The sequence below is a fragment of the uncultured Dokdonia sp. genome (genome assembly GCF_937910895.1).
GTDB lineage: Bacteria > Bacteroidota > Bacteroidia > Flavobacteriales > Flavobacteriaceae > Dokdonia.
The window spans coordinates 18,732-34,820 of record NZ_CALEMI010000071.1 but is presented as its reverse complement, the minus strand read 5'-3'; the positions used below and the strand labels follow the sequence as shown (position 1 = coordinate 34,820).

The window sequence follows — 16,089 nt, the reverse complement described above, 5'->3', positions numbered from 1 at the left end:
CAGGAGCTCCACTGCCTTGTGACAATGGAATACCGTCTAAAACAAATAAGATAGGACCATTGCCACCTACGATAGATACTGTAGGAATAAACTCATTTCCTCTATTAACAAGAACACTTGGCATTTCTTCAAGTAATTGTAAGAGCTGTTTAGGTCTGTCAAAGTCTTGGTACATAATCCTATGCTTAGGAGGTTTTATACCATAAACAGAAGGCATCTCTTCTATTTTTTTTGCTTTTTCACCAGAGATAGCTACGTTATTCAATACTAGAGTTCCCGTGGTGTCAAAAGGATTTATCGCCAATTCCTTTTCACTTTTTTTAATGGCTTCTTGTGCTTTTTCTTTAATTTTAGTAATGCGCTTGCCTTTTACATCTGTCAATTTCTGACCATATTCAGGAATACGTTCTATGGTAACCAATCTTGATTTTGTGTTGTCTCCTTGGGTTCTAAAAACAATTTTCGTCTCCCCGTCTAAGTGTAGGTTTTTTAATCGAAGGATTCCTTCACTGTTAGTGATTGTTTCTTCTACCCAAACATTTTCTTTGTTAGTAAACATGACTTGGATAGGCGTATTGTTTAACAAGGTATTGTTCAAATCATACGCATAGCCTGTAATCTCAAGCCCCTTTTGTATAGGAAACTGCACAGTTTCTTGATCAGTTGTATTTTCAGGAGATTTCTGTAATTTATTTTTTAATGCAGTGAGTACGTACATATCCTGTAAAAAACGACGACTCCTGTCGGTTATTATCTTATTTTTTTGATATTCGGTAGATGTAAGAAGATCCATGTTTTCAAATTCTGTATTGGATTTCTCTTCTTGAATAACACTTAAAGCTACCTGTGTTTTTACAGGCTTGTTCATCTGATCTGTTACTTTTACTTTATAGACCATTTCATTATCTGTTGAGTCAATTTGATCCCAAGCAATTTGTAATGATGTGCCGTCTATCCAAATAGGTCTTTTTGCGAGTTGTGTTCCCTCTTGATCTAGTAGTTGTAATTCCAGAATTCCTTTTGGTATTTTTTCTTTATCTAGTTTGATATCAGCACTATTATTACTGAAAACAACACTCTTCTCAAAGTAGGGAATACCCCGTAAGGTGCCGATGAGTTTGAGAGGTGTTTTTTTGCTTTTTTCAGAACGTGTGATTTGTATGTTTGCAAGCGTAGCTTCTATATTATTGATACGCATGAGATATCCTTTATCTTGACTTTCTGGAAACGGATATAAAGTATTGTTCTCTAATTTTAAAAAATAAGAGGTATTGATTTCTGGTTCTATAAAGGCAATCCCTATTCCGGGCGCATAGGCTTGTACTTTGGTAATAGTTCTACCTTGACCATCTGTGACTGTCCCAATATACCCATCTTTACTAACGAGTTGAGGAGGTATTTGAAAAACTATTTTATTTTTATAATTCTGTAAAAAAGTGTCTCCTTCTGGTATAATACTTACTCGGTTTTCAGCATCTACAAACGTATCTGTAGACTTTCCTACCTGAACCTGCTTTTGAGTATAAGGAGTATCACTAAAGTTTTTCATCCATTGTGTATACGCCTTTACAGTATAAGTTCCTTCTTTTATTCTTTTAGGAAGTTCTATATTTCCCGTGACCATTCCATTCCCTATTTTATGGAATTGTTTTTTAATGATACTTCCTTCGGTATCTTGAAGTTCAATATGTAAAACACGACTATTACTATATCTATTTTGTAAAGGACCCGTAAGCAGATAGGCCTTAAAAAAAAGTTGATCATTGTTTATTTGATCATTTGCCAATTGTAATACGATATGTTCCCGCATTGCAGACAGTGAGTCATTTTGAGGTACTTGTACCTGAATCGGAATTTCTGAATGCTGAGGTCCTCTTTGTGTTGTATTTTGAGAAAAACTTTGGAAACAAATAGAAAAGCAAAGACAAAGAAAAGTGCTGTATAAAGTATTAATTTTTACCATAGCTGCTACTTTATAAATACGTTAATAATGATTTTTAGTATCTTATAAAGATACATTCGGAATTTATTTTTAGATTCCTTATTTAGAATGATTTAACATAATATAGCATGTTTTTAGAACCTTTTGATTCTATAGCTGAGTGATATATGGGTTTATAATCGAAGATTTTAGAAAAGTATCTTAAGCGCATATATCTTGGTAGTGTACGCTCCTGACTGCCAGCAGACAGATTCGAAAAACTTCTGCTGAGCGTAGTCCAAGTAGTGTATACAAAAACATCATACTTCTGATTAGTGCATCAAACTTCTATCGCCAAATATCTATAATCTATAAAACCGTTCCTGTTTTTCTTGAGTAGAAAATAACGTATCTCTTACAGCTATTAATTGAATATGAATAAGTTATTCATAATTCGAATTTAAAATAGCCAAACAAATATAGATTCCTTGTCTTATATTTCCGATTCTGATATTTTCGTTTGGACTATGCTGGTTATTGTCCATGTTCACCATAGGAATAATCACAGTGGGGACGTTTAAGGTATTGATAAGAGGTATAATCGGTACCGTACCGCCCATTAATCGGATTACAATAGGATCTTCACCAAAACCTTCCTTGAGTTGATTTCTTATTTTCTTTCCAAAATCAGCATCAGGATTTGTCCTAAAAGCATTAACACTAAGGGCTCCCGTAAATTTTGCGATTTTAGGATGGTTTAGTCGTTCGGCATCGGTTGGATCTCTATCAATCACATAATACCCTTGTTGTTGTATATGTCTTTTGATTTTTTGTAGTTGTACTTCTCCATCAGTTTCTGGAACGAGGCGGACATCTATGTTTGCGGTCGCATATTCTGGAATCACGGTTTTTAATCCTTTTCCTTTCCAAGAAGTCCCAATTTGCCTCACATTCAAAGAAGGATATTGCAGCGACTCTTGATAATTCCGACCCACTTGCTCTGATGAATGAATGCCGAGTGCTTGATTTAATTTTTTAGCATCAAAAGGAACAGATGCCAACAGTTCAAATACGGTAGGATCTATGTCAATACCTTTGTAATAATCCTCTATCAACACCTTCCCATGATCGTCTTTCATACTAGCCAAGAGCCTTGATAAACTAAATACAGGATTCGGCACATAATTTCCATAATGACCGCTATGCTGTGGCACTTTGGATCCGTAGGTCGTAATCGCACACGTAGCAATACCACGACAGCCAAAGGTAACCGTGGGTTTATTAGTGGTATGTGCTGGACCGTCCATCACAATAAAGTAGTCAGAAGCATATCTATCTTTATAGGTATCTAGCGTTGATAACAGTGCTGTAGAGCCATATTCTTCCTCTGGATCAAAGATGACTTTGATATTGAATTTAGGTGTGTTATTGTTCGTTTTAAGAATGTTCAGTGCCGAGAGAAGCATAATGATTGGTGCTTTATCATCAGCGGCGGCGCGTGCAAAAATGCGCCATTCATCATCAATATCGCCTTCCAGTAACTTCCAGTCTATCGGTTGCCATGTACCTTCTTTGTCTTTTTCTTTTAAAACTGGCGTAAAAGGATGGTCTTGATCCCAAGCATCAGGGTTGATAGGTTGTCCATCAATATGAAAATAGAAGAGGACCGTTTTGTAATTGGGGTTGTATTCTTTTTCAGCAATTAAAATAGGGAGCGTACTCGTTTCAAGTAGAGTAGTTTCGAAATCTAAGTTGTCATATTTTTGAGCCACCCATTGTATATTTTGAAGCATCAACTCCTTATTTTCTGGGAGATTCGGAATGCTGACAAACTCTTTATGTAGCAACAACGTATTTTTAAAATCCTGTGTGCTGATGACGTCATCTGGGTTTTGTCCCAATAGTAAAAACGGAATAAAAAGGAAGAGGTATATAGAAATAGTTTTCATAGCTGGTTTTGTGATTTTATCATTTTTTAATGAATTGCTATATCGAAACGTCTCGTATTTAAACAAAATCTATTGATGACTTCAATTCAGCGGTCAATAATTACTAAGGTATTTATAAACCAAATATAATGAGTAAAAAGGTGCTCTATTTTAGCGTACTTCATCTGAAATTTTTGTGTTTCGCTTTCGCGAAATAGTATAATCGACGATCTTATAAATAAATAAAAATCTCAGAAGTATTCATAGAGAAGAGAATATCAGGTCATTTTTTTAGTGAAATGCTGTTTTGTAAAGTCTGAAAGACACATACAAAATAGGTAGTTGAACTAATCCCGCTGAAAGCGGGATCTATGGTTTAATACCTTTTATCCGATATATCTATAGATATCTTTTAGCATTTTAGCCGTTATAATTTTTTAACTATTGGTTATGAGCTGACAAGCTATTTTTTATTAATTTTAGTAAAAAAAGAATTATGAAGAAAATTTTACTAGTATTATGCTTGTTTTTTGTCTTACCCAACTTCGCTCAAAACAATCAGATATATGGTATATCTAGGAATAGTAATCCAGATGTAACGTATTTAGCCACAGTCAATACAATAAATGGTCAAATAGGAGATATTTCTGATACATCGTACGCGATAGGTGTCGCTAATTTTTCTTTTACAGTAGATCCTATTTTAGGAATTTATTATTTTTCAGATATAGATACATTTATCGGTCTAGACATGAATACTGGAGAACTCGTTCACCAAAATGCAATGACGACAAGTCAAGAGCCTATTTTTCAAAATTTTATGTACAATGAAATCACTCAGGAAATCATCGGATTAGAGCGAGGTGGTGTCGACAGTGGTGTATTTTTGTCAAAAATAGATCCAGCCACGGGAGTAGTAACCCCCATATCCACAAGTCCTTTTGCCGATACAAATACCATTACGGTTGCTGGTACAGCAATAGATTTACAAAATCAATGGTATCATGTGTTTTCGGAAGATAGAATTCTCTCTGTCGATATTTCAACAGGAGCGGTGGTTCATTCGCCAATTGTGGATACCTCTGAATTTGCATATTTTAATAATTTAGTCTACAATGCTGCTGATAGAAAATTATATGCGATTGGAAGAAACAATTCTCCTGCTGAGCTATTCTTTGTTCATATAAATCCTATTACGGGAGCTGTTAACACGATATCGCCAACATCTATAGGCGAGAGTATTGAGCTTGAAGGAAGCGCACTAGATCCGTTTAGCGGAATCTATTATTTTAAGCGACCTAATCCCACTTCTATGGTTGGTATTGACGTAAACACAGGTGTAGAAGTGAGTGCGACTCCTTTTGATTTTAGCCAATCGAATGGTGCCTTTTTTGGTCATTTCTATTTTGGAGGTCAAACTGCGCAGCTATTAGCTACCGATGATTTTTTAAATGAAACGGGTATACGCCTCTATCCAAACCCTACAAATGACATTCTGCAAGTAGATGGAAACTCCATATCAAGCATATCGGTATACTCCGTTACAGGACAGCAACTAGTAAATAGCAACCATACGAATGAAGACAACGTCCAATTAGATGTGAGCACCTATGCTAAAGGCGTCTATTTCTTAAAGGTTGATACAAATAACCAGGCATCGAAAACGTTGAAGTTTGTTAAAAAATAAAAGTATTTAGGATTATGTAATTTGTGATTACGGGTTCTTTATCTTTAGTGCTGAATGTGAGAGTTTAATAATTGTTTTTTTGTTAGGATATAACAATTCAATGATCTGTTAGATTTTAAAAATATCAATGGTTTTTATCCAAGGGATTTCAGAATCAAAAAACTGAAGCTTTGTTTTAATGATTCGGTCCGTTTTGTCTCTTGGATGTTTGGTTACAAATCGTGCTCTAGAATTATTAAAATTCAAAGTATATTTTTCGTCAAAGTCTTTTTCTTCATCTGTTAAGAACGTAATCACTTTACCTTTTACAATCCATTTTCCTTTTCCGTATTTATGGACTTCGGGAGGCATTCCTAGTTTATTATTTGAATAAGAATGGAAGATAAATGTTCCGTCTTGATGTAAAGTCAATGTATATTCAATGCTATGATTTTCTTCATTCCCAAGCGTACGGTAATAATCACCAATGAATAGATCCGACTGTGAGAATAAGGTCAAATTGGAGAGTAAAAATAAGGTGATAATTAGTACTTTCATGATGTTTTATAAGGTATTGCTACCATGTATGACCCTTTGTTCGATTTTTAGTGTCTAGAGCTTGCTCTGTGGTTCAATACCTTTTATTAGGGTTTTCTTTAAAATATCTAGATTAGATAACTTCAATAGATTCTATCAACAATTCAAAAGTTTCTTCTTTTTTGTTGCCAATCAACAATTGCGTTTCTACTACATTTTCTCCAGCATAATTAGGGACTTCTACTGGTTCTCCGTGGTATGTAGCTTCCATCTTATTAAATGGAATAGTGATAGTTTCCCATTTACCATCACCTTTGGTAGGAAAAGTAAAACCGTAAGAGTGACGTCCATTTGGTGTTCTAACTCGGAAGTTATAATCTTTGCCATCCCCATTTAAAAGCAACAAAAAGGACTTTGATTTATCAGAAATAATGTAAGGATCCTTTTCAACTGTTTGATGGATGGAACAAAAACCACCATTATTTTCTAAAGAAACCTGACCAGAGAATCGTGCATAATTTTCATCTGTGATCTTGAGTTGGCTGTCTGAACGGCCGCCCATAACGACATCATCCTGTACGCGCCATTTACCTTTGCCTTGTTTGGTAAAGCTGTAAAGTATGGTTCGGGTTGAGTCAGATTTTATAGTATTGTCGGCAGTAGTATGACTATCTATACTTTTATTTGAATTGGACATACAAGATGTTATTAAGAGTGTAAAGATTATTATTATTCGCATCAAACTATTTATTTAATTCTACATATACGTTCAGATTTTAATTTATACCAACGCTTATGGATCTGGAAAGTTGCGTGTTTATGTGTGAGCATTTTCTGAAGGAAAGTCAGATGCAAGCAAACTAAGCAATGAACATTGGTCAAGCTAAAAATAGTAATTTTTTAACTCAGTTCTTCTGTAAGCTACCCCTTTTTGTAGGCTTACTTAAAAATAGGGCAGTTTAAAAGTATATTTTAAATATCGTATCCGTTATTTTTTTGTTATAGAAAACGATTTAATGAGATAGTAGTTTTTGGAACGTGATGCAATTGTGGGCTAGCGTGCGGTTACTTATTATCTAGAATATTTTAAACTGAACTCAATAATTTCTTCGTAGGAATACCCTTCGCAAAGTGATATTTCTTTGTTTAACTTATCTATTAATTCCACATCGGTTTCAAATTCAGAAGCGTACGTATTAGCTAATAAAAGTCTAGCTTTCAAGTAATTAAGTTTAGCTGAACGGACTAGCTCTGCCTTTTTTAATTGTTTTTCGTGTTTTACATCTAAATTTCGTGATTGAAGAAATTCGAATACTTTTCTATCAAGAATTTCTCGTTTTTTAGTTGCACTATTTCTTGGTGGGTACATCGGCATTTTCTTGTAGAAATTTAATTAATTAGCTTTGCTACCGCACGATTGTATCGGGTGGTGAGTTTAAAAGTATATTCTAAATACGATAATATTATTTAATGAACCTTCTTTCCCAGCATAGTCAATAGTGTAGGCTTCCCTACAATCCCCGTTATTTCAAACGATACGTTGTTCTGTTTTTTTCTCCTATTTTCTCAAATAGATCTAATTCTACGCCCTTTTTTAAATCTCTACTCGCCGTCGCTGATGAAATATCCTTAAAAACATTCATGTACTCTTTTCTTGTAAATTCGGTTTTATCCAAAGAAACAAAATAGGCTAATCGGTCTTTTTCGGTAAATGTTCGATTATTAAAATTTAATAATTCACTTAACGAACGATCAATGACACTTAACATATATTCAATAAATGTTGTTGATTTTCCAGCTTTGTCACTTTCTGATAAGGCTTTGTAATATTTTTCTTGGTCGTTACTGATTAACGTTTCAAAGGGTAAAAACTCGAAAATGGGATATTTTTCCATTAAAATCAACGTTTGCCATACTCTTCCCATTCTACTGTTCCCATCTAAAAAAGGGTGTATAAACTCCATTTCATAATGAAAAACACAGCTTTTTATCAATTCAATTTCTTCTGACTTCTGTACGTATTCAAAAAGGTCTTTCATTAAGTAGGGAACATTTCCATGAGGAGGAGCTAGATGCTCCACTTTTGAACCTTTGACAATGCCGACAGGTTGATTTCTATAGTTCCCAGAATTTTCAATAAGCCCTTCCATCAAGAGTTGATGCGCTTTTAGGAAAGAGGTTTCGTTAAAAGGATTGTATTTATCTAAATGTTCATAGATGTTGATGGCGTTTAATACTTCCACGATATCTTTTTTGGGGCCTATGACTCTCTTGTTTTCAAGAAGTGCTGTGATTTGTTCTTCAGTGAGGGTGTTTCCTTCAATTTTTAAAGAAGCATGGATCGTTTTAATTCTGTGCTGTTTTCTTAAGGTAGGGGAAGGTTTGTTTAATAAATGCGCATTCACTTCTCCTATTTTTTCTGAAATAGACGTTAGCAGTTTTAAAATAGAGGTTGTTATTTCGTAAGGAGGCTTCATCTTTGATACTATCATTTGATACTATCAAAGATACATTTAATTAGTTTACTCTATAAAATGGGACGGTATTTTAGGTGTTTAAAATAGCAAATAATTCAATGATGTGTTTGTTTTTCGGAACGTGATATAATCGAACACCATCTGGGGTGATATTAGTTTAATCGATTATTACAAACGAGAAGTATAATTATCGAACCGCCGTATACGAGACCCGTATGTACGGTGGTGTGAGAGCCTCAACGCGGTGAGTTTTCATCGCGTCAGGCTACTCGATTGTGGTGTCGTTAATACTTTAGCTAATTCCATGATCGGAAAAACTAAACCTTCCAGAACCATAATATACTTGTCCATAGTCGATTCTTTCTGATTTCTTTGATTTGTCCTGCTCGGTCTGGTTAAGTTTCTTATTAACGATATCTTTTTCTTCCAATTCGGTTCTCTTCTGGGTCATATATTTTTCTTCCTTGATTCTTCTTTGTCTTTCGGCCTTAGATTCTCTTTTTCTTTTAGTTGCTATTTTACCATAAAACATCGGACCCGCAACAACTTGATTTCCCCCTTTTTTCTTCCCACTGAGCATCGCGTGGGCAGCTTTCGATAGCCATTCACTTGGAGTATCATTTGGATTGTATATAGAGAATCCAATTGATACAGTTACTCTTAATTCAGGTGAAATTGAGTCCCAATCAAATTTTCTAATTTTACTCAGTATCTTTTCACAGTTTCTTCTCAGTCTGGTAGATTCAGAGTATTCGTTAAATCCAAAGAATGTATCATCTCCGCATCTTCCTCTGTAATTAAATCTCTTATTATCAGCTAAAATTGATGCTATAACTGTTAATACAATATCACCAACATCATCTCCGTGTACCTTGTTAATTATGGTTTGTTGATCTATATCTAAAAACACAATGGCTTTATTTACTCTATTCGCCTTAGAATATTTGTAAATTAATGCAGGTATATCATTTTCAACAAAACTTCTACCTTTTTCTCTGCTTAACAGATAAGGAGGCTCATTCAAATATTTTTCTTTCTTAGATAGCCAATCTCTTCGAGGATCTGCATTTGAAATTTCCTCTTCAATCTCCAAGTTATCACTTTCATGAGTTATTATTGTTGAATTTGAAATTATAGTATTTCTGTTTCCACTGCCTTTATTATTTGAATGAATAGTTATATTGTTACTTCCTTCAGTTTGCTTCTTTTTTTTTGACAAGATGAGTTTTACAACCAATGAAACCAAGGCTACACCTACACCACTGAAAACCCATTCAATATTCTCAATCAACCAATTCATTCATAATTTTTTTCAAAAATTTATAAGATACTTTCCGTTTAAGTGCATAATGCACCACAACGTATCTGTATATGGCTCGTAGCGTACAAATTATGAAAATATTTTCGGATGAAGCACGAGCCGAATTTTTTAATTTTTCTTATTATCTTTTTTCTCAATAAGCCAAATTAAAAAATTTGGCGGACCAGCAAATACGCTTTAACTTCGTTTAAGCAACTGACTAGTTATGAAATATATACGTTGTGCCTGTTGCACAAGTCTTGCTAAAAATACATAAAATTAGTAACTTGTTGTATGCAAGGAGTTAAGATTTATCAAGAGAAATTATTCAACAGTTTTCAATTAAGCGATCGTGTTCCCATTATCAATTTCTATAGGCGTTTAAAAGAAGTGTTACACTTAGATTTTTTGTACTCGGATACTGATCAGTATTATGGAAGTAGTGGTCAAAAGAGTATTGATCCTGTGGTGTTTTTTAAATTTTGTTTAGTGGGTTATTTAGAGAATATCATAAGTGATCGTAAGCTGATCGATCATTGTAGTATGCGCTTGGACATTCTCTATTTTTTAGGGTATGATATTGATGAAGAATTACCTTGGCATAGTACGATCAGTCGTACGCGTCAGTTATTTCCAGAAGACGTATTTGAATCTGTTTTTACGCATATTTTACAGATGTGTATTTCTAAAGGAATGGTCAGCGGTCATACGCAGTGCATAGACTCTGCTCCTGTAAAGGCCAATGCGAGTATGGATAGTTTGGAGCTGAAGGTTCCTTCTCAAGACTTGGAGGCTCATTTATCAGAGATCCGTCATATTAGTGCTCGTGATAAAGAGGTTTTTCGCAAAGCGAAGCATAATAAAGCAACTGAGCAACAGCAAACTATTACTGCCAACCAAAAGCAGTTAGACGGTATAACATCGAGAAACAAGAAATGGTCAAAAGACCAAGACCAACGTCCAGGTTCTGGGAATAAAGGGAGTCGTTATACCAGTAATAATGCCTTCCTCTCGTTATGCTTTCGCGAAAGCACACTCGTCGGAGGCAAGACAGTCCCACAGATCCTGATGCTCGTATCAGCGTAAAACCTGGTAAGGCTAGGAAGCTTAATTATTGTAGTCAGTTGAGTGTAGATACGGCACATCATGTAATTACCGATATACAGGCCTATCATGCCGATGGGAAGGATAGTCAACAGCTAGAAGATATAACTAAACGCTTACAACGTCGTTTATGGAAAGAAGGTTTTGTATGGCAAAATTGCGTAGCCGATACAGGCTATAGCAGTGGCGAGAATTATGCTTTTTTAGAGGCAATGGGTTTGAAGAGTTTTATCCCCGCACACGGCACGTATAAAGGCGGTCCCGATGGTTTTGAGTATGATGAGCAAAAGGATCATTATGTATGTCCACAGGGAAAGATCATTCCATTTAAGAAAGTATTTATAGAGAAGAAGAATCATACGAAGAAGAAGGAATACCGAGGATCAAAAGGGTTATGTATCGATTGTCCGATACGAAGTGCATGTTTAGGCAAGAGTGCACAGGAGAAGAAATTTACGGTGACGTATTACCGAGAGGAATATGAACGTAACATCGGTAGAGTAAACAGCCGACAAGGACGCTATATGAAAGCCAAACGGCAGAGTACAGTAGAACCTGTTTTTGGTACGTTAACCCAATTTATGGGGCTGAGGAAGATCAACACGATAGGGATCCACCAAGCCAATAAAGTGATGCATCTGAGTGCTATGGCTTATAACTTGAAGAAGTATCTAAAATTCACCCATAAAAAGGTAAAAAGTGGGGTAGGAAAGAGGCTTTTATCTGGATTTTATAAAATCACTTTATATAAGAGATTTTGCTTTGATATGCGCGCTTTTAAAATCAGACCTGAATATCAGATGATATAAAAAAAGCATCGGTAGCGAGGCTTTAAATGAGTTGTTTTTGTCAGAATTATGGACTTGTGCAACGGTTACCATTGTTAGCTACTGCCCTTTTTTCGTTCGTCAACCAATTGTTCAGTTTTTTCCTCAAATTCGGCATAATTATGTAGTTCATAAGTCCGACTAAAACTACTGTTAAAATTAATGTTCGAATAGCAAGAGGTAACTCCATTAACTGCTCGTTGAACAATAAAAAAATAACAGTTATCAAGGGATAAATTACAATCCAAGTCAATAAGGCAATCTTGTGTTTTGAGGGTTCTTTAGTTTTTTTCATTTTGTAAATCATTTACTTTTTAATTCGTGTGTCTTCAATTGGGCTGGCAAATTCGATAATGTTTCCATTTAAATCTTTTATAAATGCAACACGTCTGTTATAAAAGTCCAAAGGATAAGTCTCTGCTTTAACAAAAGTTTTAATACCTTTTTCGTTGAGTTGTTTCATTGTTAAATCTATGTCTTCCACTTGAAAGCAAATGTGTGCGAAACCTTGATGTGACAAGTGTTCTTCGAAGTCGCTAACTTGTTTGTTATTTTGTGTACCTTCTTTGTTACCAATAATTTCAATTCTAAAATCGCCATTATTTAGATAGGCCAAATCAAGGTTGTCTAAACCTTCTACTTTCCATCGTACTTCTATTTCAAACCCCAAAATCTCTTTGTACCATTTTACGGTTTCGTCAAAATTTGTTACACCTAATAAAAGGTGGTCAGCTTTCATTGTTGATAAGCCATTGTCTTTATTGGATTCTGATATTGTAAATCCAAAGATTCCTATTGCTACTAATACTACTGCTGTTATTGCTATTACTTTTTTCATTGTATTTGATTTTAAGATTATAAATTAATGTTTATCGATTCTAAATTTTCCAAAAGGTGCTTTTCTGATGAAGTTCCCGCAATTGGGATGACGTTATTACTAAAATTAAGTAACCACGAAAGTGATAATTGATTTACTGAAATGTTCTGTTTTCTTGCTTGTTCGAGAATTTCGTCATCCCAATTATTAACTGCTATTGGTGTATGAGCCATAAATGCAATGTTTTGTTCAGAAAGTTTCTTTACTAACTCTTCGTGTCGTCTGTCTTGAAAGCTAAAGGCGTTTTGAACAACATCAATCTTCGCCACTTTTTGTGCTTTTTCAAATTGTTCGATTGTTACGTTGGATATTCCGATGTGCTTAATTTTTCCTTCTTGCTGAAATTTTGCCAAAGCTCCAACGGATTCCTCAATCGGAATATTTGGGTCAACTCTATGCAGAAAGTAAACCTCAATTTTTTCACGGTCAAGCCTTTTTAAACTGCCTTCAATCGCAGTCCTCAAATAATAAGGATGTCCATTAGCCATAATTGCACCTGGCTTATATTTTACTGCTCCACCTTTTGTGGCAACTACGACTTCATTTTTATAAGGTTCAATTGCCTCTGCAACCACGAGTTCTGAAGTATAAGGACCATATGAATCTGCTGTATCTATAAAGTTTACGCCATTTTCGATTGCTGTTCTAATTACTTTTATTGCAGATGCCTTGTCAGTTGGGTAGCCCCAAATTCCATTTCCTGTTGTTGCACGCATTGTTCCAAAGCCCATTCGGTTGACTTCGGTTAGGTTTCCTATTTTGAATGTTGAGTTTAATTTGTCCATTTTTTTTGTGTTTTTAATTCTTGATGGTACAAATGTATTGTGGGAAGAAGGCTTCTATTGGGTAGAAATTACTGCTTGATAGGTAAATTTTACAGAAGTGTTACTTTTTGTCCCTAAATTGGGTTGGGGAAAGGTTGGTGGCACTTTTGAAATACTTTGAAAAGTAAGAAGTGTCTTGAAATTTTAAGAAATACGCAATTTCTGAAACAGATAGTTCTGTGCTTTTGAGTAATGACTTGGCTTCTAAAATAGTACGTTCTTTAATGATTTGAGTTGCTGTTTGTCCTGTCTCTTTTTTTATGGTATCGCTCAAATAATTGGTGCTGATATTTAATTTATTCGCAAAATCTGAAACAGAGAATAAATGTTCAGCTTTTTGGGTGGCTATATCAAAAAAGTGAGATTCCAATAAATCGTAGAAAGATTTAGAAAGTAAATCTGAATCTTTCAATTTAGATTTTTGGCCATTTTGCTCGAAATACCATTTTTTTGATGTTATGAGTAAAATTGACAAATAATGATAAATCAATTTCAATTTGTCCTTTTCGTTACTTTCGTAAATAGCAATTAATTTGCTTAACAAATTAGTTAATTCCGCTATCTGTTTGGTTTTTAATTTAAGTTGAACATTTGCGTCCATTTGAAAAAATGGATATTCTCGATAGATATTCGTTTTTGAAAATTGATTGATAAATTCCGTAGAGAATAAAAAAACGAAACCGTTCCACGGTTTTGTTTTTTTATAGTAACGCAAATGTTGTGGCGACATAAAGTAGAACGAACCACTTTTCATATCGTATTCTTTCATTCCGATTTTATATTCCGCCTCTCCTTCAATAAGCAAGGAAGCTGAAAATGTATCACTTCTGAAAATTTGTGTCTCGGCAGAGTGTGTTTCTGGCACTTCTTCGTGTCTGTGAATATGAAATAAATTCGATTGAGGTGTAAACGTTTTTAACGCTTTTAGCAATTCCGAAATGTTTTTAAAGTATGATATAGAATTACTGTCCTTCAATTTATTTCCTGTTGTTTGATTTTAGCACGATGTTTTTTTGGGTTGTAGCTAACTACTTTATATCATACATGTACGATATTTTACATGTATATCATTACCTTCCTAAGGTACATTTTTTTTCAAAAATTCTAGTGGGCTAGGGGTGTTTTTTATATGTACATTCGTGACATGCGTATAGATCTCTGTAGTCTTACTAGAATTATGCCCTAAAAGCACTTGTATACTCCTTAAATTAATTCCGTTTTCATATAAATGTGTTGCATAGCTATGTCGTAAGGTATGAGGAGTGATTACTTTTTTGATCATTGCTTTTTTCGCTGCTCTGTGCAATAGTTTTCGTACGCTCGCCGCAGTGTAAGGCTTTGGATTGTCTGAGTTACTTCCAGCACCTTCAAACAGGTATTTGTAGGGCTTATATTTTTTGTAATATATACGTAGCGAGACTAATAATTCTTCGGGTACAGGGACAATTCTATCTTTTTTACCCTTACTTCCTTTTAAATGAAAAGTTTTACGGTCTCCACACACATGGGCTATTTCAAGATGTAATAATTCCGAAATTCGCAATCCACATGCATATATATTTTGTAATAATACTTTGTGTTTGTGATTTGCTACTGCATCAAATAGCCTAGAGACCTCCTCCATAGCTAAGACTGTAGGTAAGGTCTTTGACTTTTTAGGTCTGTCTATGCTATAATATTGTTTTTCATGATGTAATACTTTCTCAAAATAAAACTTAATTGCATTGATCGCTTGGTTCTGAGTACTTTCTGAGCGACCTAGACTAATAAGATGTCTTATATAAGTCTCTACACCTTCCTCCACGGCAATCAGCTCTTTTTTACAAAAACGCTCAAAATCAATAATAGCACTCATATACACCTTTTGCGTGTTAGGAGCATAGTTTTTTCGAATCAGGACATGTTCTATTTTAGTAAAATCCATAAAGGTTAAATATATTGTAATTTTTTATATAAATAAGATCATTACTGTTTATAACCGTTAAAAACGAATACATATAAAATGTTATATTTGAAATAGTTAAAAATAGTTTTAGTCGAATTTTAAAGAAAACAGTATGGAATTAGAAAAAAAATGTAAAATATGTAGCACCTTTTTTAAAGGAAGAAAAGGCAAGATTTTTTGTTCCCTACGATGCAAAAATTATTACCACACTAATTTGCGAAAAGCCACAAATAATGCATCCATTACTATAGATCGTTTTTTGCATAGAAACCGATCTATCTTATTAGAAATAGTAGGCAAAAATAAAGTTCAAATCAAAGTTCCAAGAAGCGTCTTAGAACAAAAAAAGTTTCGATTTAAATACCATACCCATCATCACATAAATAGCAAAGGAAAAATGTATCATTACGTGTATGATATGTCTTGGATGCAATTTTCTGATGATCAAATTCTCATCAATCGTGCAAAATCATAACGCACTTTTATTCATGCGCATGCTACCTATATATCTATAGACCGTATATGTTTTTTCAAGATATAAATGTATGATGTTTTATACGCTTTCGCGAAAGCATAAAAAGACATAAGACCGCTTTGCTGTAAGATCGCTTCGCTCTAAGACCGTTTTGCTGCAAGACTCAAGACTCACCACTTTTAGCCCTGATACTTATTTTCTTTTCATG

15 protein-coding genes are annotated in these 16,089 nt (G+C 34.4%); 4 read left to right on the top strand and 11 right to left on the bottom strand.

Features of this window, described 5'->3' with window-relative positions; translation table 11 throughout:
• Together Q0505_RS09055 and Q0505_RS09050 are read right to left on the bottom strand one after the other, a co-directional pair.
• A partial coding sequence (locus tag Q0505_RS09055) for a hypothetical protein (protein WP_299211724.1) occupies nt 1-1,963 on the bottom strand: 1,963 nt, incomplete at its 3' end.
• A 401-nt stretch (nt 1,964-2,364) separates the two neighbouring features.
• Nucleotides 2,365-3,870, bottom strand: a complete 1,506-nt coding sequence (locus Q0505_RS09050; protein ID WP_299211721.1) for a M20/M25/M40 family metallo-hydrolase — start codon at nt 3,868-3,870, stop codon at nt 2,365-2,367.
• Nucleotides 3,871-4,345: 475 nt separating this feature from the next.
• Between Q0505_RS09050 and Q0505_RS09045 the strand changes: the two genes are divergently transcribed.
• A complete protein-coding gene (locus tag Q0505_RS09045) occupies nt 4,346-5,536 on the top strand; it encodes a T9SS type A sorting domain-containing protein (protein WP_299211718.1) in 1,191 nt (396 codons plus the stop codon).
• A 108-nt stretch (nt 5,537-5,644) separates the two neighbouring features.
• Here the strand turns inward: Q0505_RS09045 and Q0505_RS09040 are convergent, their stop codons facing one another.
• The 5 genes from Q0505_RS09040 to Q0505_RS09020 all read right to left on the bottom strand — a co-directional run bounded on the left by Q0505_RS09040 (nt 5,645) and on the right by Q0505_RS09020 (nt 9,829).
• Complete coding sequence (locus Q0505_RS09040; protein WP_299211715.1) at nt 5,645-6,073, bottom strand: copper resistance protein NlpE N-terminal domain-containing protein; 429 nt, start codon at nt 6,071-6,073, stop codon at nt 5,645-5,647.
• A gap of 112 nt (nt 6,074-6,185) precedes the next feature.
• A complete protein-coding gene (locus Q0505_RS09035) occupies nt 6,186-6,749 on the bottom strand; it encodes a CIA30 family protein (RefSeq protein ID WP_299211712.1) in 564 nt (187 codons plus the stop codon).
• Between the two features lie 375 nt (nt 6,750-7,124).
• A complete protein-coding gene (locus Q0505_RS09030) occupies nt 7,125-7,421 on the bottom strand; it encodes a hypothetical protein (RefSeq protein WP_299211709.1) in 297 nt (98 codons plus the stop codon).
• A gap of 154 nt (nt 7,422-7,575) precedes the next feature.
• Entirely contained in the window at nt 7,576-8,529 is a 954-nt protein-coding gene (locus Q0505_RS09025) for a Fic family protein (RefSeq protein ID WP_299211730.1), read from the bottom strand.
• Between the two features lie 292 nt (nt 8,530-8,821).
• Nucleotides 8,822-9,829, bottom strand: coding sequence for a GGDEF domain-containing protein (locus Q0505_RS09020; RefSeq protein ID WP_299211706.1), 1,008 nt, complete (start codon nt 9,827-9,829; stop codon nt 8,822-8,824).
• 294 nt (nt 9,830-10,123) lie between these two features.
• Between Q0505_RS09020 and Q0505_RS09015 the strand changes: the two genes are divergently transcribed.
• Both Q0505_RS09015 and Q0505_RS09010 read left to right on the top strand, forming a co-directional pair.
• Nucleotides 10,124-10,915, top strand: coding sequence for a transposase (locus Q0505_RS09015; RefSeq protein ID WP_299211703.1), 792 nt, complete (start codon nt 10,124-10,126; stop codon nt 10,913-10,915).
• Nucleotides 10,846-11,742, top strand: a complete 897-nt coding sequence (locus tag Q0505_RS09010; protein WP_299211700.1) for a transposase — start codon at nt 10,846-10,848, stop codon at nt 11,740-11,742. Before Q0505_RS09015 ends, Q0505_RS09010 begins: the two co-directional genes overlap by 70 nt.
• A 325-nt stretch (nt 11,743-12,067) precedes the next feature.
• On the opposite strand, the gene Q0505_RS09005 is transcribed toward Q0505_RS09010, so the two are convergent.
• From Q0505_RS09005 to Q0505_RS08990, 4 genes are all read right to left on the bottom strand, one after another.
• Nucleotides 12,068-12,598, bottom strand: a complete 531-nt coding sequence (locus Q0505_RS09005) for a VOC family protein (RefSeq protein WP_299211697.1) — start codon at nt 12,596-12,598, stop codon at nt 12,068-12,070.
• A 17-nt stretch (nt 12,599-12,615) separates the two neighbouring features.
• Nucleotides 12,616-13,422, bottom strand: coding sequence for an aldo/keto reductase (locus tag Q0505_RS09000; RefSeq protein WP_299211694.1), 807 nt, complete (start codon nt 13,420-13,422; stop codon nt 12,616-12,618).
• 100 nt (nt 13,423-13,522) lie between these two features.
• Complete coding sequence (locus Q0505_RS08995; RefSeq protein WP_299211691.1) at nt 13,523-14,392, bottom strand: AraC family transcriptional regulator; 870 nt, start codon at nt 14,390-14,392, stop codon at nt 13,523-13,525.
• 147 nt (nt 14,393-14,539) lie between these two features.
• Nucleotides 14,540-15,385 carry a tyrosine-type recombinase/integrase gene (locus Q0505_RS08990; RefSeq protein ID WP_299211688.1) on the bottom strand — a complete coding sequence of 282 codons (846 nt, stop codon included), beginning with the start codon at nt 15,383-15,385 and terminating at the stop codon, nt 14,540-14,542.
• Nucleotides 15,386-15,620: 235 nt separating this feature from the next.
• Between Q0505_RS08990 and Q0505_RS08985 the strand changes: the two genes are divergently transcribed.
• Nucleotides 15,621-15,881 carry a hypothetical protein gene (locus Q0505_RS08985; protein ID WP_299211685.1) on the top strand — a complete coding sequence of 87 codons (261 nt, stop codon included), beginning with the start codon at nt 15,621-15,623 and terminating at the stop codon, nt 15,879-15,881.
• The last annotated feature ends 208 nt before the right edge of the window (nt 15,882-16,089 follow it).